15 protein-coding genes are annotated in these 16,563 nt (G+C 65.4%); 10 read left to right on the top strand and 5 right to left on the bottom strand.

Features of this window, described 5'->3' with window-relative positions:
- Positions 1-147: 147 nt before the first annotated feature.
- Together metK and BM315_RS14025 are read right to left on the bottom strand one after the other, a co-directional pair.
- Entirely contained in the window at positions 148-1,338 is a 1,191-nt protein-coding gene (gene metK, locus BM315_RS14030) for a methionine adenosyltransferase (RefSeq protein ID WP_090501989.1), read from the bottom strand.
- A gap of 12 nt (positions 1,339-1,350) precedes the next feature.
- The gene (locus tag BM315_RS14025; protein ID WP_090501987.1) at positions 1,351-2,367 is read right to left on the bottom strand and encodes an ArsR/SmtB family transcription factor; all 1,017 of its coding nucleotides are present in this window, start codon (positions 2,365-2,367) and stop codon (positions 1,351-1,353) included.
- A 194-nt stretch (positions 2,368-2,561) separates the two neighbouring features.
- On the opposite strand from BM315_RS14025, the gene tkt reads away from it, so the two are divergent.
- From tkt to BM315_RS14000, 5 genes are all read left to right on the top strand, one after another.
- Positions 2,562-4,559 carry a transketolase gene (gene tkt, locus BM315_RS14020; RefSeq protein WP_090501985.1) on the top strand — a complete coding sequence of 666 codons (1,998 nt, stop codon included), beginning with the start codon at positions 2,562-2,564 and terminating at the stop codon, positions 4,557-4,559.
- Between the two features lie 133 nt (positions 4,560-4,692).
- Positions 4,693-5,751, top strand: coding sequence for an erythrose-4-phosphate dehydrogenase (gene epd, locus BM315_RS14015; RefSeq protein ID WP_090501982.1), 1,059 nt, complete (start codon positions 4,693-4,695; stop codon positions 5,749-5,751).
- Between the two features lie 12 nt (positions 5,752-5,763).
- On the top strand, positions 5,764-6,927 hold the full coding sequence (locus BM315_RS14010; protein WP_090501979.1) for a phosphoglycerate kinase: 1,164 nt from the start codon (positions 5,764-5,766) through the stop codon (positions 6,925-6,927).
- Between the two features lie 179 nt (positions 6,928-7,106).
- On the top strand, positions 7,107-8,171 hold the full coding sequence (fba, locus tag BM315_RS14005; protein WP_090501978.1) for a class II fructose-bisphosphate aldolase: 1,065 nt from the start codon (positions 7,107-7,109) through the stop codon (positions 8,169-8,171).
- Between the two features lie 171 nt (positions 8,172-8,342).
- Positions 8,343-8,849: a M48 metallopeptidase family protein gene (locus BM315_RS14000; protein ID WP_090501976.1), complete on the top strand. Its 507-nt coding sequence runs from the start codon at positions 8,343-8,345 to the stop codon at positions 8,847-8,849.
- Between the two features lie 33 nt (positions 8,850-8,882).
- Here BM315_RS14000 and BM315_RS13995 read toward each other — a convergent pair whose 3' ends face one another.
- Positions 8,883-9,116: a DUF2789 domain-containing protein gene (locus tag BM315_RS13995; protein ID WP_090501974.1), complete on the bottom strand. Its 234-nt coding sequence runs from the start codon at positions 9,114-9,116 to the stop codon at positions 8,883-8,885.
- A 127-nt stretch (positions 9,117-9,243) separates the two neighbouring features.
- Between BM315_RS13995 and BM315_RS13990 the strand changes: the two genes are divergently transcribed.
- Positions 9,244-10,008, top strand: a complete 765-nt coding sequence (locus tag BM315_RS13990) for a substrate-binding periplasmic protein (RefSeq protein ID WP_170862220.1) — start codon at positions 9,244-9,246, stop codon at positions 10,006-10,008.
- A gap of 10 nt (positions 10,009-10,018) precedes the next feature.
- Here the strand turns inward: BM315_RS13990 and BM315_RS13985 are convergent, their stop codons facing one another.
- Positions 10,019-10,507 carry a GreA/GreB family elongation factor gene (locus BM315_RS13985; RefSeq protein ID WP_090501970.1) on the bottom strand — a complete coding sequence of 163 codons (489 nt, stop codon included), beginning with the start codon at positions 10,505-10,507 and terminating at the stop codon, positions 10,019-10,021.
- Positions 10,508-10,623: 116 nt separating this feature from the next.
- Between BM315_RS13985 and BM315_RS13980 the strand changes: the two genes are divergently transcribed.
- Together BM315_RS13980 and BM315_RS13975 are read left to right on the top strand one after the other, a co-directional pair.
- Positions 10,624-10,854, top strand: a complete 231-nt coding sequence (locus BM315_RS13980) for a hypothetical protein (protein WP_090501968.1) — start codon at positions 10,624-10,626, stop codon at positions 10,852-10,854.
- 86 nt (positions 10,855-10,940) lie between these two features.
- A complete protein-coding gene (locus tag BM315_RS13975) occupies positions 10,941-11,798 on the top strand; it encodes an HDOD domain-containing protein (protein ID WP_090501967.1) in 858 nt (285 codons plus the stop codon).
- A 31-nt stretch (positions 11,799-11,829) separates the two neighbouring features.
- On the opposite strand, the gene yccS is transcribed toward BM315_RS13975, so the two are convergent.
- Complete coding sequence (gene yccS, locus BM315_RS13970) at positions 11,830-14,007, bottom strand: YccS family putative transporter (RefSeq protein ID WP_090502065.1); 2,178 nt, start codon at positions 14,005-14,007, stop codon at positions 11,830-11,832.
- A 352-nt stretch (positions 14,008-14,359) separates the two neighbouring features.
- On the opposite strand from yccS, the gene BM315_RS13960 reads away from it, so the two are divergent.
- Together BM315_RS13960 and BM315_RS13955 are read left to right on the top strand one after the other, a co-directional pair.
- Positions 14,360-15,772: an NfeD family protein gene (locus BM315_RS13960; RefSeq protein WP_244527304.1), complete on the top strand. Its 1,413-nt coding sequence runs from the start codon at positions 14,360-14,362 to the stop codon at positions 15,770-15,772.
- Positions 15,773-15,774: 2 nt separating this feature from the next.
- On the top strand, positions 15,775-16,533 hold the full coding sequence (locus BM315_RS13955) for a slipin family protein (protein WP_090501962.1): 759 nt from the start codon (positions 15,775-15,777) through the stop codon (positions 16,531-16,533).
- The last annotated feature ends 30 nt before the right edge of the window (positions 16,534-16,563 follow it).

The raw sequence follows: 16,563 nt of genomic DNA, 5'->3' as shown, positions 1-16,563 counted from the left end.
GAGTTATTTTTTGTTTGATAAGAGATAACGTTTTTGTAGGCGCGGCCCGGCCCCTCCCACGAGGTTGCGATCTGGCTCAACAGATAACGGGTACATCGCCAACAAAAAGCCCCGCACCAGGCGGGGCTCTCGGTTTTGCTGGCGGGCTTACAAACCGCCAGCGGCGCGCAGTTCGGCGGCCTTGTCGGTTTTTTCCCAGGTGAAGGCGGTGAAGCTGTCGCCGTCGACGGTCATTTCGACCGGGGTGCGCCCGAAGTGGCCGTAGGCCGCGGTCGCCTGGTACATCGGGTGCAGCAGGTCGAGCATGCGGGTGATGGCGTAGGGGCGCAGGTCGAAGTGCTCGCGCACCAGCTGGATGATCAGGTCGTCGCTGATCTTGCCGCTACCGAAGGTGTTGACCGAGATCGAGGTCGGCTGGGCCACGCCGATGGCGTAGGACACCTGGATCTCGCAGCGCTCGGCCAAACCTGCAGCGACTATGTTCTTCGCCACATAGCGACCGGCGTAAGCCGCCGAGCGGTCGACCTTGGACGGATCCTTGCCGGAGAAGGCGCCGCCGCCGTGACGGGCCATGCCGCCGTAGGTGTCGACGATGATCTTGCGTCCGGTCAGGCCGCAGTCGCCCACCGGGCCGCCGATGACGAACTTGCCGGTCGGGTTGATGTGGTACTGGGTGTCCTTGTGCAGCAGTTCGGCCGGCAGGGTGTGCTTGACGATCAGCTCCATGACCGCTTCCTGCAGGTCGGACTGGCTGATTTCCGGGTTGTGCTGGGTCGACAGCACCACCGCGTCGATGCCGACCACCTTGCCGTCTGCATAGCGGCAGGTGACCTGGGACTTGGCGTCCGGGCGCAGCCACGGCAGCAGGCCGGACTTGCGCGCTTCGGCCTGACGCTCGACCAGGCGGTGGCTGAAGCAGATCGGTGCGGGCATCAGCACGTCGGTCTCGTTGCTGGCGTAGCCGAACATCAGGCCCTGGTCGCCGGCGCCCTGGTCTTCCGGCTTGGCCCGGTCGACGCCCTGGTTGATGTCCGGCGACTGCTTGCCGATGATGTTCAGCACGCCGCAGGTGGCGCCGTCGAAACCCACGTCGGAGCTGGTGTAGCCGATGTCGCAGATGACGTCGCGGACGATCTGCTCGAGGTCGACCCAGGCGCTGGTGGTGACTTCGCCGGCGACGATCGCCACGCCGGTCTTGACCAGGGTTTCGCAGGCCACGCGGGCGTGTTTGTCCTTGGCGATGATGGCGTCGAGCACCGCATCGGAAATCTGGTCGGCGATCTTGTCCGGATGGCCTTCGGAGACGGACTCGGAGGTAAAGAGGGAGTATTCGCTCATCGATCGGTTTTCCTATTGTTTACCGGTGACGGTGGCCCGCAGGCCGCTGTTTGCATGAGGTTTGGCGAAGTGCCGCAGCTGGATCTGGAAACCATTGCGTAAACCCACGTACAGGCTTTCGCCCGGCGTGAGTCCCGCGGCGACCGCCCAGCGGGCCAGGTCGTCCTGTTCGAAACCGAGCCAGAGATCGCCGCAGGCTTGCCGGGCCCAGCTCTGGTTGTGGCTGCACAGCTCGGTGATCAGCAGGCTGCCGCCGCTTTTCACCTGCCGGGCCAGTCGTTTCAGGGCCTCGGCGGGGGCGGCGAAATGGTGCAGGACCATGTTCAGCACCACGCAGTCGGCGGCCGGGTAGTCGTCGTTGAGGGCGTCGGCCAGTTGCAGCTCGACGTTGCCCAGGCCTTCTCGTTCACAGCGCGTGCGCGCCAGTTCGAGCATCGCCGGGCTGTTGTCCAGCGCCGTGACCTGGCTGAAGCGGCGTGCCAGTTCGGGCAGGAAGGCGCCGTCGCCGGGGCCGATTTCCAATGCCGTCGCCGTCCCGGCAAAACCCAGGGCATCGAGCAGTGCCAACAGGCTGTCGCGGTATTGCGGCAGGCCGGCGATCAGATCCTGCTGGGCCTGGAAGCTGGCCGCCGTGCGGGCGAAAAAATCCTGGCTGGCGGCGGCGCGCTGGCCGTGCACCGCGGCGATCCGTTCCTGCACCTGGCTGGGCAGCTGCAGGCTATCCACTTCATCGAGCAGGGCCGCGTGCAGGTGACTGCCCGGTTGTTCGTTATGGGCCAGGGCGCGGCGGTAGAAGATCGCATTGCCCTCGCGGCGGGTGGCGACCAGCCCGGCCTGGGCCAGCACCTTCAGGTGATGGCTGATGCCCGACTGGCCAATGGCGAAAATCTGCGCCAGTTCCAGCACGCCAAAGGAGTCGTTGCTCAGCGCGCGCAGGATATTCAGGCGCAACGGATCGCCGCTGGCCTTGCACAGGGCGGCGAGGGCGTCGACGGGCTCGAAGGCCAGATGTGAGGCGCGCATATTCATAAGCCGGGCAGTCTAGTCGGTCATTTTTCATCCAGCAATACCAATATCAAAAAGTTTTGATATTGGTATTGCTGGCGCCTAAGCCAGAAAACATTGGCCCTGCGACTATCTGTCATTGCCCCGGCGGGCTCCACTGGGCGAAAATGGCCGCCTTTTTCGACCTTCCTGTTGCAAAACCCGTAGGAGATTCAGTGATGCCCAGCCGTCGTGAGCGAGCCAATGCCATTCGTGCCCTGAGCATGGATGCCGTGCAGAAAGCCAACAGCGGCCACCCGGGCGCCCCTATGGGGATGGCGGACATCGCCGAAGTGCTGTGGCGCGACTACCTCAAGCACAACCCGGCCAACCCGGGCTTCGCCGACCGCGACCGCTTCGTGCTGTCCAACGGCCATGGTTCGATGCTGATCTACTCCTTGCTGCACCTGACCGGCTACGACCTGGGCATCGACGACCTCAAGCAGTTCCGCCAGCTGCACAGCCGCACCCCCGGCCACCCGGAATACGGCTACACCCCGGGCGTCGAGACCACCACCGGCCCGCTCGGCCAGGGCCTGGCCAACGCCGTGGGCTTCGCCCTCGCCGAGAAGGTCCTGGGCGCCCAGTTCAACCGCGACGGCCACAGCATCGTCGACCACTTCACCTACGTGTTCCTCGGCGACGGCTGCATGATGGAAGGCATCAGCCATGAGGTCAGCTCGCTGGCCGGTACCTTGGGCCTGGGCAAGCTGATCGCCTTCTACGACGACAACGGCATCTCCATCGACGGCGAGGTCGAGGGCTGGTTCACCGACGACACGCCGAAGCGCTTCGAGGCCTACGGCTGGCAGGTGATCCGCAACGTCGACGGCCACGACGCCGAAGAGATCAAGATCGCCATCGACACCGCGCGCAAGAGCGAACAGCCGACCCTGATCTGCTGCAAGACCACCATCGGCTTCGGCTCGCCGAACAAGCAGGGCAAGGAAGACTGCCACGGCGCGCCGCTGGGCAACGACGAAATCGCCCTGACCCGCGCCGCCCTGGGCTGGAACCACGGCCCGTTCGAGATCCCGGCCGAGATCTACGCCGAGTGGGACGCCAAGGCCGCTGGAGCCGCTGCCGAAGCTGCCTGGAATGAGAAGTTCGCTGCCTACGCCGCCGCTTACCCGGAACTGGCCGGCGAATTCAAGCGGCGCATCGCCGGCGAGCTGCCGGCCGATTTCGCCGAGAAGGCCGCCGCCTATATCCAGGAAGTCGCCGAGAAGGGCGAAACCATCGCCAGCCGCAAGGCCAGCCAGAACGCGCTGAACGCCTTCGGCCCGCTGTTGCCGGAATTCCTCGGCGGCTCGGCAGACCTGGCCGGTTCCAACCTGACCCTGTGGAAGGGCTGCAAAGGCGTGTCCGCCGAAGACGCCAGCGGCAACTACATGTTCTATGGCGTGCGCGAGTTCGGCATGAGCGCGATCATGAACGGCGTGGCCCTGCACGGCGGCTTCGTGCCCTACGGCGCGACCTTCCTGGTGTTCATGGAGTACGCCTGCAACGCCGTGCGCATGGCGGCGCTGATCAAGAAGCGCGTGCTGTTCGTCTACACCCACGATTCCATCGGCCTGGGCGAAGACGGCCCGACCCACCAGCCGATCGAGCAGCTGGCCAGCCTGCGCTGCACGCCGAACCTGAACACCTGGCGTCCGTGCGACGCGGTGGAGTCGGCGGTGGCCTGGAAGTGCGCGATCGAGCGCAATGACGGCCCCAGCGCGCTGATCTTCAGCCGGCAGAACCTGACCCACCAGAACCGCGATGCCCAGCAGTTGGCCGACATCGCCCGTGGTGGCTATGTGCTCAAGGACTGCGCCGGCGAGCCGGAACTGATCCTGATCGCCACCGGTTCGGAAGTCGGCCTGGCCGTGCAGGCCGCCGACAAGCTGAGCGAGCAGGGCCGCCGGGTGCGCGTGGTGTCGATGCCCTCGACCAGCCTGTTCGACCAGCAGGACGCCGGCTACAAGCAGGCCGTGTTGCCGATCGAGGTGGGCGCGCGGATCGCCATCGAGGCCGCCCATGCCGACTTCTGGTACAAGTACGTCGGCCTCGAGGGCCGGGTGATCGGCATGACCAGCTTCGGCGAGTCCGCGCCGGCGCCGGCGCTGTTCGAGCACTTCGGCTTCACCCTGGACAACATCCTGGAAACCGCCGCCGAGCTGTTGGAGGCCTGAAGTCAGGAGAACCGTAGGATGGGTCGGGCCGCGCAGGTTGAGCGCAGCGATACCCATCGTTTTTGCAGTGGCGCTGCCCAGGTTGTTGGGTATCGTCGCTGCGCTCCTCAACCCAACCTACGTTCGAGTCCCTATGTCCCATCGCCCCTACAGAATCGCCCTCAACGGCTACGGCCGCATCGGCCGCTGCGTGTTGCGCGCGCTGCACGAACGCGGTGCCGGGGCGCGTCTGGAAATAGTCGCGCTGAATGATCTGGCCGACCAGGCCAGCATCGAATACCTGACCCGCTTCGACTCCACCCACGGGCGGTTTCCCGGCGAGGTGAAGGTCGACGGCGACTGCCTGCATATCAATGGCGACTGCGTGCGGGTGCTGCGCCAGGCGACACCCGAAGCCGTCGACTGGGCGGCGCTGGACATCGACCTGTTGCTCGAGTGTTCCGGTGCCTATCACACCCGCGCCGACGCGCAGCGCTTCCTGGCGGCCGGCGCGCCGCGGGTGCTGTTCTCCCAGCCGATGGCCAGCGAGGCGGATATCGATGCCACCGTGGTTTACGGGGTCAATCAGGCTTGCCTGAGCGGCGCCGAACGACTGGTATCCAACGCCTCCTGCACCACCAACTGCGGGGTGCCGCTGCTCAAGTTGCTCAACGAGGCGGTGGGCCTGGAGTATGTCTCCATCACCACCATCCACTCGGCGATGAACGATCAGCCGGTGATCGACGCCTACCACCACGAGGATCTGCGCCGCACGCGTTCGGCCTTCCAGTCGGTGATTCCGGTGTCCACCGGCCTGGCCCGCGGCATCGAACGGCTGTTGCCGGAACTCAGCGGGCGGATTCAGGCCAAAGCCATACGGGTGCCGACGGTCAACGTCTCCTGCCTGGACATCACCCTGCAGACCACGCGGGACACCAGCGCCGCTGAAATCAACCGGGTGCTGCGTCAGGCCGCCGAAAGTGGTCCGCTGCAGGGCTTGCTCGCCTACACCGAGTTGCCCCATGCCAGTTGCGATTTCAACCACGATCCGCACTCGGCCATCGTCGATGGCAGCCAGACCCGGGTTTCCGGGCCGCGCCTGGTCAACCTGCTGGCCTGGTTCGACAACGAGTGGGGCTTTGCCAATCGCATGCTCGACGTGGCCGAGCATTTTCTCGCCGTGTCGCCTGTTTCCATTCAACCAGCCCCTTAAAGGACTGATTTCATGACCGTTCTGAAGATGATCGACCTCGACCTCCAGGGTAAGCGCGTGTTGATCCGCGAAGACCTCAACGTGCCGGTAAAAGACGGCGTGGTGACGAGCGACGCGCGCATCCTCGCATCCCTGCCGACCATCAAGCTGGCCCTGGAAAAAGGCGCGGCGGTCATGCTCTGCTCGCACCTGGGCCGGCCGAGCGAGGGCGAGTTCTCCGCCGAGAACAGCCTCAAGCCGGTCGCCGACTACCTGAGCCAGGCACTCGGCCGTGAAGTGCCGCTGCTGCGCGATTACCTCGACGGCGTCGAGGTCCAGCCCGGCCAACTGGTGCTGCTGGAAAACGTGCGTTTCAACCCGGGCGAGAAGAAAAACAGCGACGAACTGGCCCGGCAATATGCCGCCCTCTGCGACGTGTTCGTCATGGACGCCTTCGGCACCGCCCACCGCGCCCAGGGCTCGACCCATGGCGTGGCCAAGTTTGCCAAAGTCGCTTGCGCCGGCCCCTTGCTGGCGGCCGAGCTGGATGCCCTGGGCAAGGCGCTGGGCAATCCGGCCAAGCCGATGGCGGCCATCGTCGCCGGCTCCAAGGTGTCGACCAAGCTCGATGTACTCAACAGCCTGAGCCAGATCTGCGACCAGCTGATCGTCGGCGGCGGCATCGCCAACACCTTCCTCGCCGCCGCCGGTTTTCCGGTCGGCAAGTCGCTGTACGAGGCCGACCTGGTCGATACTGCCAAAGCCATCGCGGCCAAGGTCAGCGTGCCGTTGCCGGTGGACGTGGTGGTGGCCAAGGCCTTCGCCGAAGACGCCGAAGCCACCGTCAAGCTGGTCGCCGATGTGGCCGCCGACGACATGATCCTCGACATTGGCCCGCAGACCGCGGCGCAGTTCGCCGAGCTGCTGAAGTCGTCGAAGACCATCCTGTGGAACGGTCCGGTCGGCGTGTTCGAGTTCGAGCAGTTCGGCAACGGCACCAAGGTGCTGGCCGAAGCCATCGCCGCCAGCCCGGCGTTTTCGATTGCCGGTGGTGGCGACACCCTGGCGGCCATCGACAAATACGCCGTGGCCGACAGGATTTCCTATATTTCCACCGGCGGCGGCGCCTTCCTCGAGTTCGTCGAGGGCAAGGTGCTGCCGGCCGTGGAAGTGCTGGAGCAGCGCGCCAGGGGCTGAGAAGCCGGCCGCGGGCGGGTTATGCCCAGATCCATGCTCAGATCCATGTAGGAGCGGGCCATGCCCGCGAAACGGGCAACGCAAAAGCTTCGCGGGCATGGCCCGCTCCTACAGATATTCAACAGCGCCGCCACGGCGGGCTGCTACGATTAACGAGTTCCTCCGGGAGAAAGAACACCATGGCACTTATCAGCATGCGCCAGATGCTCGACCACGCCGCCGAATTCGGTTACGGCGTGCCGGCTTTCAACGTCAACAACCTCGAGCAGATGCGCGCCATCATGGAAGCGGCCGACAAGACCGATTCCCCGGTGATCGTCCAGGCCTCCGCCGGTGCGCGCAAATACGCCGGCGCGCCCTTCCTGCGCCACCTGATCCTGGCCGCCATCGAAGAATTCCCGCACATCCCGGTGTGCATGCACCAGGACCACGGCACCAGCCCGGACGTCTGCCAGCGCTCGATCCAGCTGGGCTTCAGCTCGGTGATGATGGACGGCTCGCTGCTGGAAGACGGCAAGACCCCGGCCGACTACGACTACAACGTGCGCGTGACCCAGCAGACCGTGGCCTTCGCCCACGCCTGCGGCGTGTCGGTGGAAGGTGAGCTGGGTTGCCTGGGCAGTCTGGAAACCGGCATGGCCGGCGAAGAAGACGGCGTCGGCGCCGAAGGCGTGCTCGATCACAGCCAGATGCTCACCGACCCGGAAGAGGCCGCCGACTTCGTCAAGCGCACCCAGGTCGACGCCCTGGCCATCGCCATCGGCACCAGCCACGGCGCCTACAAGTTCACCAAGCCGCCGACCGGCGACATCCTCGCCATCGACCGGATCAAGGAGATCCACAAGCGCATCCCCAACACCCACCTGGTGATGCACGGCTCCAGCTCGGTGCCGCAGGAGTGGCTGGCGATCATCAACCAGTACGGCGGCGACATCAAGGAAACCTACGGCGTGCCGGTCGAGGAAATCGTCGAAGGCATCAAGTACGGCGTGCGCAAGGTCAATATCGACACCGACCTGCGCCTGGCCTCCACCGGCGCCATGCGCCGCCTGATGGCGACCAACCCGAGCGAGTTCGACCCGCGCAAGTTCTTCGGCGCCACCGTCACCGCCATGCGCGACATCTGCATCGCCCGCTACGAGGCCTTCGGCACCGCGGGCAACGCCTCGAAGATCAAGCCGATCTCCCTGGAAGCCATGTTCCAGCGCTATGCCAAGGGTGAGCTGGCCGCCAAGGTCAACTAAGCCGAGGTTGCAGCAAGCAAAAAAGCCCGCTGATGTTGAGCGGGCTTTTTGTTGGGCGTGCCCCATCCGCGCTCCGGGTATCGCCTTTGCGGCGGCGGCCTGACGGACCGATAGGGGCTGCGCCCATGGCTGCGGCATACTGTGCAACCTGAACCCTTAGTGCATTGGCCGATGACCCCACTGAAATTCCTCCAGGGCTACCCGCTGCAGTTGCAGGAGCAGATCCGCCAACTGATCGCCGAGGAGCGCCTGGGCGATTACCTGGCCCGGCGCTACAGCGGCAAGCACGGCGTGCAAAGCGACAAGGCGCTGTACGCCTATATCCAGGCGCTCAAGCAGGAACACCTGAAGAACGCGCCGGCCATCGACAAGGTGCTGTTCGACAACCGCCTCGACCTCACTCACCGCGCCCTCGGCCTGCACACTGCGATTTCCCGGGTGCAGGGCGGCAAGCTCAAGGCGAAGAAGGAAATCCGTGTCGCCGCCCTGTTCAAGGACGCCGCGCCGGAGTTTCTGCAGATGATCGTGGTGCACGAACTGGCCCACCTGAAAGAGGCCGAGCACAACAAGGCGTTCTACAAACTCTGCGAATACATGCTGCCCGACTACCATCAGCTGGAATTCGACCTGCGCGTCTACCTGACCTGGCGCGAGCTGCAGGGACGTAGCCCGGTCTGAGAGCGCTGGCCGCGCGCGGCACAGCGCGCGCCGTCAGCCGCGCAACAGCAGGTTGAGCTGATCGACCACTTCCGCCCAGTCGGCGTCTTCGAGGATCTCCTCGCGCAGAAAGCTGGCCTGGGCGGCGCTCCAGAAGGGCGCGTCTGCCAGTTTGCAGGTTTCCGGCAAGGGCGAGTGCTCGGCGATGAAGCGCTCGATGCTGGCCCGCTCGGCCGGTAAACCGAGCTGTTCGAACAGGGCCGATAGGTCGTGGGTGGGGCTTTCCATGACGTGCTCCTCTGGAGGTTGGGCTAGCCCATACAGCCTAGCGTATATCGACAAACACAGGCCGCAGGGTGCAGGCTTCGGGGCTTATCGGGTGCAGTGTTTTCCAGCGATTCGGGATGGTCACGGCATGCATTCAGGTTTTTTGCGCAGATTGTTGGTGGTTGGACTCGGCCTGGGGTTGCTGCTCCCACCGTTGGCCCTGGCGCGCGAGTTGCTGGCGGTCGGCAGCGATTTCCCGCGGATTTTCGAGCGCACGGCGGCGGGTGAGTACCGGGGGCTCGGCCCGGACGTCCTGCGCCAGGTGCTCGAGCCGCGTGGCCATAGCCTGCGTTTCGCGTTCTACCCCTGGGCCCGCGCGCAGCGCATGGTCGAACTGGGTCAGGCCGACATCCTCATCGGCCCCTATCGCAGTCCGACGCGCGAGGCGCGTTTCGCGTTTGTCGGGCCGCCCTTCTATCGCGACCGGATCGTGTTTTATAGCCGCCGCGACAGCTTGTTGCACTGGTCCGGCGATTACCGCCAACTGGCCGGCCAGCGCATCGGCGTGGTGCGGGCCTGGGCCTACGGCGCGCGTTTCGATGCCGAGCGCGCGCGGCTCGAACTGGTCACCGTGGAGGGCGTCGACAACGGCCTGAAAATGCTCAGCCTGGGCCGTCTCGAACTCCTCGCCAGCAATCAGCGCAACACCCTGCCGGTACTGCAGGCCCAGGGGTTGAGCGATGAGATCAGCCAGCTCGAGCCCTCTGTCGATACCCAGGACGGCTACTTCGCCTTCCCTGCGCAGGTCAGCCATGCCCGCCTGCGCGGGGAGTTCGACGAGGGTTTTCGGCAACTGATCGAGCGTGGCCAACTGACCCGGCTGGCGGCCCAGTGGCAGGTGGAAGTCCCATGAGCAGGGGCGTTCAGCAGACCCGCAGCACCTCGAAGCGCTGAATGCTGCTGCCCATGCGCAGCTCCACCTGATCGCCTTCGGCGCAGCCGATCAGGCGTTGTCCGAGCGGTGCCCGCGGGCTGATCACCCGCACTTGCTGACCGTCCAGCAGCAGCTTCAGGCCGGCGCCGGCGCCGTCGGGGCCGAGGAACAGGCATTGTTCGGCGCCCTCGGCGTCGGCCAGCCACACCAGAGCGCTGAGCTGAATGCCCAGTTGTGCATCGAAGGGCCGCAGCCGGAGTTTTTCCCAGGCGCTCAGGGCCTGGCGAATCTCCTCGACTCGGCGCGCCTGGCCGGCAGCCAGATAGGAGGCCTCCAGGCCCAGGGTGTCGTACTTGTTCTCGGCGATATTCTCTTCGTGGGTGGCCGCCTCATAGGCGGTCAACGCCGCCTGCTGGGCCTGTGCCAGGTCGCCGCGCAGCTGGTCGAGAATAAGTTGCTGGAGCAGGGCTTTGTTCAACGGTCACTCGCAGGATCGGCAGGAAGAATCTCGGCCTATGCACCAAGGTCTAGTGTCGCCCTGGCCGCCGAAAGCGGCATTGTGCATGGGTTGCCAGCAAAAGTGAGGGTGAAAGAATGAACATGATGCGCTCGATGGGGTTTTTCTTCCTGTTTCTGCTGGTGCCACTGGGCGCCTTGCTGGCCAGCTACCCGGGGCCGATTGCCGACTGGTTGAGCGCGCTGGCCGGGGTGCCAGTCAGCCGGGGCAACCTCGGCGCCGGCTTCATGCTGCTGGCGGCGATCTGCCTCAAGCTCGATCTGAGCATTCGCCGTCGCGCTCAGGCCCGCGAAGCCAGCATCGCCTGACCCTTCGTGCGGCAATCTGCAAGCAAGCTGGCGCAATAGCCCACGGCCTTGGTTACACTGCGCTCCATCTGCGGCGGGAGGCCATGATGGAGACGACACAGTCCGACTACTCGATTTACCGCCAGGTAGTCACGCAACTGATGAATGACCAGGAGCAACTGCCCAGTCTGCCGATGTTGACCCTGGAAATTCGCCAGGCGCTGGCCAGACCCGAGGTCAGCATGATCCAGCTGGTCCGCCTGATCGGCAAGGATCCGGCGCTCAGCGCCTTGCTGATGAAATATGCCTCCAGTGCCTTGCTGCGCACCCGCCTGGCGCCGAAAACCCTGCAGGACGTGCTGCGCGTGCTCGGCATGCAGCAGGTGGACCGGGTGGTGATGCTGCACAGCGTCAAGAGCCTGTTCGTTCTGCACAGCCCAGGGCACAAGTTGCTGTTCGTGGACGCCTGGCAGCGCCTGATTCTGAAGGCGAGCATCTGCGGCTTTCTCGCGCGCAAGGTGGGCCAGGTGCCGGCCGATCATGCGGCGCTCGCCAGCCTGCTCAGCGAGGTGGGCTCGCTGGCGGTACTCTCGGCGTTCAAGGGCGGCGATCTGGTGCCGACGCCGGCGCGTTATCACAGCCTGTGCCAGGCCTATGGCAAGTCGCTGGGGGTGATGCTGCTGAAAAAGTGGACGGTGGATGAGGCCTACGTGGACATAGTGCGCGAGGCGGGAAACTGGACGCTGCAGCGCCAGCGGCAGATCGAGCTGCTCGATCTGGTCAACCTGAGCCTGTTCCACGCCATTCAGGTGGCCGACCACGGCAGCGATCTGCCGGCACTGACCAGCCTGGCCGCCTATGCCAAGCTCAATGGCAGCCACAATGAGGTGGCGGCGGACGGCAGCCTGGCCCTGGTCAGCCAGCATTGGGACGAGATCCACGAGCTGGCCGCGGTGCTGCGCTAGCCGTTTCCTCTGCATTATCAGCAGACCCCCTCTACGGCTTGCTGCGATCCTTGAGCAGGTGCGCGGCGAGGGTGCGCAACGGGCCGAGTTGCCTGCAGATCAGCGCCAGCTGGGTCTGCAGCAGGCGCTGCCGGTCGTCCAGCGCATCCGCGCGCTGTTCCAGTTCGCTGGCCAGTTGTTCTTCGGCATCGCTCTGAATCGCCACCGCACGTTCTTCGGCCAGGCTCCTGGCGATTTCGTCGAGGCTGGCGGCCAGGCGCTCGGCGCTGGCCGGCAGCGGACTGTGCCGGTCGCCGAGGATGATTTCGCCGCGGTGCGCGCCCAGACCCGAGAGATAACTCAAGAGGGTGTGCGACAGCACCAGGAAGCGCAAGCCGATGTCCGCCTCCTTACGGAAATGCCCGGGCTCCATGAGCATGTTACCGAGGGTGGTGGACAGTGCGGCTTCGGCGTTGTGCGCATTGCGCCGGGCCAGGCGGTAGGCCAGGTCGTCGCGTTTGCCGCTGACATACTGCTGGATGATCTGGCGCAGATAGATGCTGTTGCAGCTGAGGGTGTTGGCCAGCATGCGGTTGAGCCGGCGGCCCTGCCAGTCCGGCAGGATCAGGAACACCGCGAGGCCGGCGATCAGGCTGCCGATCAGGGTGTCGACCAGGCGTGGCAGGATCAAGCCGTAGCCGTCGCCGACCTGGTTGAAGCAGAACAGCACCAGCAGGGTAATCGCCGCGGTGGCTAGGGTGTAGCGGCTGCTGCGGGTGGCGAAGAAGGCCACCCCGGCGGCCACGGCGAAGAAGGCCTGCACCAGCGGGCTGGGGAACAGGTCGAACAGCGCCCAGCCGAGCAGCAGGCCGAGCACCGTGCCGGCGATCCGCTGCACCAGCTTGAGGCGGGTGGCGCCGTAGTTCGGTTGGCAGACGAACACCGTGGTCAGCAGGATCCAGTAGCCCTGGGTCGGGTGAATCCAGTGCAGCACGCCATAGCCGGCAGCCAGGGCGATGGCCAGGCGCAGGGCGTGGCGGAACAGCAGCGAGGTCGGGGTCAGTTGCTGGCGCAGGCGTTCCCAGACCTCCTTCAGCGAGTGCGGCTCGCGATCCAGCAGGCTGCTGTCCTGTTGCTCGGCCAGGGCATCGGGGTTGCTGGCGTGGCCGAGCAGTTGGTCGAGGGCGGCGAGGTTGCCGGCCAGGGCGCCGAGTGAGCGCAGCAGCTGGCGCCAGGCCGGGTTGCTCTGCAGGTGCAGGTGCTGCAATGAGGCCCGCAGGTCGTCCAGCGCCTGGCTGCACTGCTCGCGGTACTCGAACGGCTGGCGCAGTTCGATGGCCTGGGCCAGGCGCTGACAGGCCTCGCCATGCAGGCGCAGCAGGCGCTGGCAGCGGAACAGCACATCGCTGTGGAAGAACGCCTCGGCCAGTTCGTTGTAGGGGTAATGCGAGGAGCTGGCGCGCTCGTGGAGGTCCTGGGCGAGGAAGTACAGCTTGAGGTAGCGACTGACCGTGCTCCCCGGTCGGTCGTTGCCGACCCGGTGCAGGATGATTTCCTTGGCGGCATTCAGCGCCGCCACCACCCGGCCGTTCTGCTGGGCCAGGGCCAGCCGCCGTTGTTCCACGTCGAGTTGCCGTAGCGGCTCGAACAGCGCGGCCTTGAGCTTGAGGTAGCGGCCCAGCTCGCGGAACAGCCGGGCCAGACTGTGCTGCACCGGCTGGTTGGCGAACAGCGCATGCCAGATCACCGACAACACCCCGTACCAGGCCGCGCCCGCCACCAGCAGCAAGGGTTCCAGCCACAGGCCGGCGACGCCGCCGCGCTGCTCCACGCCGATCATGCTGTAGATCGCCAGGATCAGGGTCGCCGAGCCCAGGGTGGCGTAGCGCTCGCCGAGGGCGCCGAGCATGGTCAGGGCGAAGCTGGCCAGGGCCAGGGCGGCGACGAACAGCCAGGGATAGGGGAACAGCCATTCCACCGCATAAGCCGCCGCGCTGAAGCAGCCGAGGGTCACCAGCAGCGCGCTCAGGCGGCCCTGCCAGCTGTCGTCGGTCTCGGCCAGGGCGCTGGCGATCACCCCGAGAAACAGCGGAATCAGCGCCTGCATCCAGCCCTGCGCCCAGCACAGCAGCAGGCTGCCGCCGAGGGCGATGAACACCCGCAGGCTGTAGCTGAATTTATCCAGCGCCCACAGGCGACGCAGGGAGTGGCTGAGAGAACTGGCGGGCATCCGAACGACCTTGTGCAGCGGCAATAGTGAGCAGCCTAACAGGCTGTTGAAAAACTACCTACGTTGCCAATACGGCGTTAAAAATGGCCTCGCGTGCGAGCCCAGTCAAAATGCTCATTTACACCAGTAAACTCCGCTTTCTCGGCCATTTTTGCCTTGTCTTGGCTGCCTCGCCTACATTTTTCAACGGCCTGTTAACGGAGTATGCGGACGACGGGCACTCCCCAGGCGACACCTTTTACTGCGTCGGCGGCATGTCGGGCCTGCGTAAAAAGTCATGGACTATCCTGTAAGCAGACAACCGTGCTTTGCCCATCTTTTGCTTCCCGTAGCGGCTGTCGTGGAGAGGGCCGTGAAGGTTTTGCCGATACATGCTTTGCTCATTGCCCTGGCCCTGTTGCTCTTGCCGCCGGGACTGCTGGCTGCTCAGGCGGTGGCCCCGGCCCCGGTGGTGGAGTTGCGCGTCGACGGCGCGATTGGCCCGGCCAGCGCCGACTATGTGGTGCGCGGCCTGGCCCGTGCGGTGGAAGAGGGCGCGCAGCTGGTGGTGCTGAGCATCGACACCCCCGGCGGCCTGGACACCTCGATGCGCGACATCATCAAGGCGATTCTGGCCAGCCCGATCCCGGTGGCCAGCTTCGTTGCGCCCAGCGGTGCGCGGGCCGCCAGTGCCGGTACCTATATCCTCTATGCCAGTCATATCGCGGCGATGGCGCCGGGCACCAACCTTGGTGCGGCCACGCCGGTGGCGATCGGCGGCATGCCCAGCTCGCCGCCGAAGCAGCCCGAGGGCGATGATAAAGCGGAGAAATCCGACCAAGACAAAGAAGGCGAGGCCGAGCAGGCGCCGGGCGACGCCATGAGCAAGAAGCAGATCAACGATGCCGCCGCCTATATCCGTGGCCTGGCGCAGATGCGCGGGCGCAATGCCGAATGGGCCGAGCAGGCGGTACGCCAGGCGGTCAGCCTGGCGGCCGAAGAGGCGCTCGAACTCAAGGTGATCGACTATGTCGCCCGCGATCTGCCTCATCTGCTCAAGCAACTGGACGGCAAAAGCTTCACCGCCGCCGGGGTCGAGGCGCAGTTGCACACCGCCGATGCCGTGGTGGTCAGCCATGCGCCGGACTGGCGCACGCGCTTGCTGGCGGTGATCACCAATCCCAGCGTGGCGCTGCTGTTGATGATGATCGGCGTGTACGGCCTGTTCTTCGAATTTTCCAACCCGGGCACCGGCGTCGGCGGCGTGCTCGGCGGCATCTGCCTGATTCTGGCGATGTACGCCCTGCAGCTGTTGCCGGTCAACTACGCCGGAGTGGCCTTGATCCTGCTCGGCATCGCCTTCATCGCCGCCGAAGCCTTCCTGCCCAGTTTCGGCGTGCTCGGCATCGGCGGCTTGGTCGCCTTCGTCTTCGGCGCCCTGATTCTGATCGACACCGAGGTGCCGGGTTTCGGCATTCCTCTGACCTTGATCGTGACCCTGGCCCTGACCAGCGGTGGGGTGATCTTCGTCATCCTCAGCATGGCCTTGCGCGCGCGGCGCCGGGCCCTGGTCGGTGGCGACAGCGAGCTGATCGGCAGCCTGGCGCGGGTTCATGCGGTACAGCCGAGCAACCCGCTGGGCGGCTGGGTGCAACTGCAAGGGGAGAACTGGCAGGTCGTCAGCCAGGTGCCGCTGCAACCCGGCCAGCAGGTACGGGTGCTGGCGCGCAAAGGCTCGATGCTGGACGTCGCCAGCACTGAAGACACACCGTCACAAGGAGATTGATCATGGGTTTCGAACTGAGTTTTGCCACGCTGGCGGTGCTGCTGATGGCGCTGCTGGTTTCGGCCTTTCGCATCCTGCGCGAATACGAGCGCGGCGTGGTGTTCCAGTTGGGGCGCTTCTGGCGGGTCAAGGGGCCGGGCCTGGTGATCATCATTCCGGGCATCCAGCAGATGGTCCGTGTCGATCTGCGCACCATAGTGCTGGATGTGCCGACCCAGGACGTGATCTCCCGCGACAACGTCTCGGTCAAGGTCAATGCGGTGGTCTACTTCCGCGTCCTCGACCCGGAGAAGGCGATCATCCAGGTCGAGGACTACCACGGCGCCACCAGCCAGCTGGCGCAGACCACCCTGCGCGCGGTGCTCGGCAAGCATGAGCTGGACGAAATGCTCGCCGAACGCGAACGCCTGAATATCGACATCCAGCAGGTGCTGGACGCGCAGACCGATGCCTGGGGCATCAAGGTGGCCAATGTCGAGATCAAGCACGTCGACCTCGACGAATCGATGATCCGCGCCATCGCCAAGCAGGCCGAGGCCGAGCGCGAGCGGCGGGCCAAGGTGATCCATGCCGAGGGTGAGTTGCAGGCCTCGGAAAAACTCATGCAGGCCGCCGAAATGCTCGGCCGCCAGCCCGGCGCCATGCAACTGCGCTACATGCAGACCCTGAGCAATATCGCCGGCGACAAGAGTTCGACCATCGTCTTTCCGCTGCCGATCGAACTGCTCCAGGGCATGGCCGAACTCAAGGGTAAAAGTTAGCCGGCCGGCAACCGGGCAAGGCTCGCGCAA

Origin of the sequence: Pseudomonas borbori (assembly GCF_900115555.1) — a bacterium.
GTDB lineage: Bacteria > Pseudomonadota > Gammaproteobacteria > Pseudomonadales > Pseudomonadaceae > Aquipseudomonas > Aquipseudomonas borbori.
The sequence above is the reverse complement of the archived record's forward strand: the minus strand, read 5'-3'. Positions and strand labels throughout refer to the sequence as shown.

Excerpts from the sequence above, each read along its gene's own strand:
- BM315_RS14000 (WP_090501976.1), top strand. The coding sequence starts at position 8,343 with ATGACCCCACTGAAATTCCTCCAGGGCTACCCGCTGCAGTTGCAGGAG.
- BM315_RS13990 (WP_170862220.1), top strand. The coding sequence starts at position 9,244 with ATGCATTCAGGTTTTTTGCGCAGATTGTTGGTGGTTGGACTCGGCCTG.
- epd (WP_090501982.1), top strand. The coding sequence starts at position 4,693 with ATGTCCCATCGCCCCTACAGAATCGCCCTCAACGGCTACGGCCGCATC.
- BM315_RS13995 (WP_090501974.1), bottom strand. The coding sequence starts at position 9,116 with ATGGAAAGCCCCACCCACGACCTATCGGCCCTGTTCGAACAGCTCGGT.
- BM315_RS14025 (WP_090501987.1), bottom strand. The coding sequence starts at position 2,367 with ATGAATATGCGCGCCTCACATCTGGCCTTCGAGCCCGTCGACGCCCTC.
- BM315_RS14010 (WP_090501979.1), top strand. The coding sequence starts at position 5,764 with ATGACCGTTCTGAAGATGATCGACCTCGACCTCCAGGGTAAGCGCGTG.
- yccS (WP_090502065.1), bottom strand. The coding sequence starts at position 14,007 with ATGCCCGCCAGTTCTCTCAGCCACTCCCTGCGTCGCCTGTGGGCGCTG.
- BM315_RS13955 (WP_090501962.1), top strand. The coding sequence starts at position 15,775 with ATGGGTTTCGAACTGAGTTTTGCCACGCTGGCGGTGCTGCTGATGGCG.
- BM315_RS13980 (WP_090501968.1), top strand. The coding sequence starts at position 10,624 with ATGAACATGATGCGCTCGATGGGGTTTTTCTTCCTGTTTCTGCTGGTG.
- BM315_RS13975 (WP_090501967.1), top strand. The coding sequence starts at position 10,941 with ATGGAGACGACACAGTCCGACTACTCGATTTACCGCCAGGTAGTCACG.
- metK (WP_090501989.1), bottom strand. The coding sequence starts at position 1,338 with ATGAGCGAATACTCCCTCTTTACCTCCGAGTCCGTCTCCGAAGGCCAT.
- tkt (WP_090501985.1), top strand. The coding sequence starts at position 2,562 with ATGCCCAGCCGTCGTGAGCGAGCCAATGCCATTCGTGCCCTGAGCATG.
- fba (WP_090501978.1), top strand. The coding sequence starts at position 7,107 with ATGGCACTTATCAGCATGCGCCAGATGCTCGACCACGCCGCCGAATTC.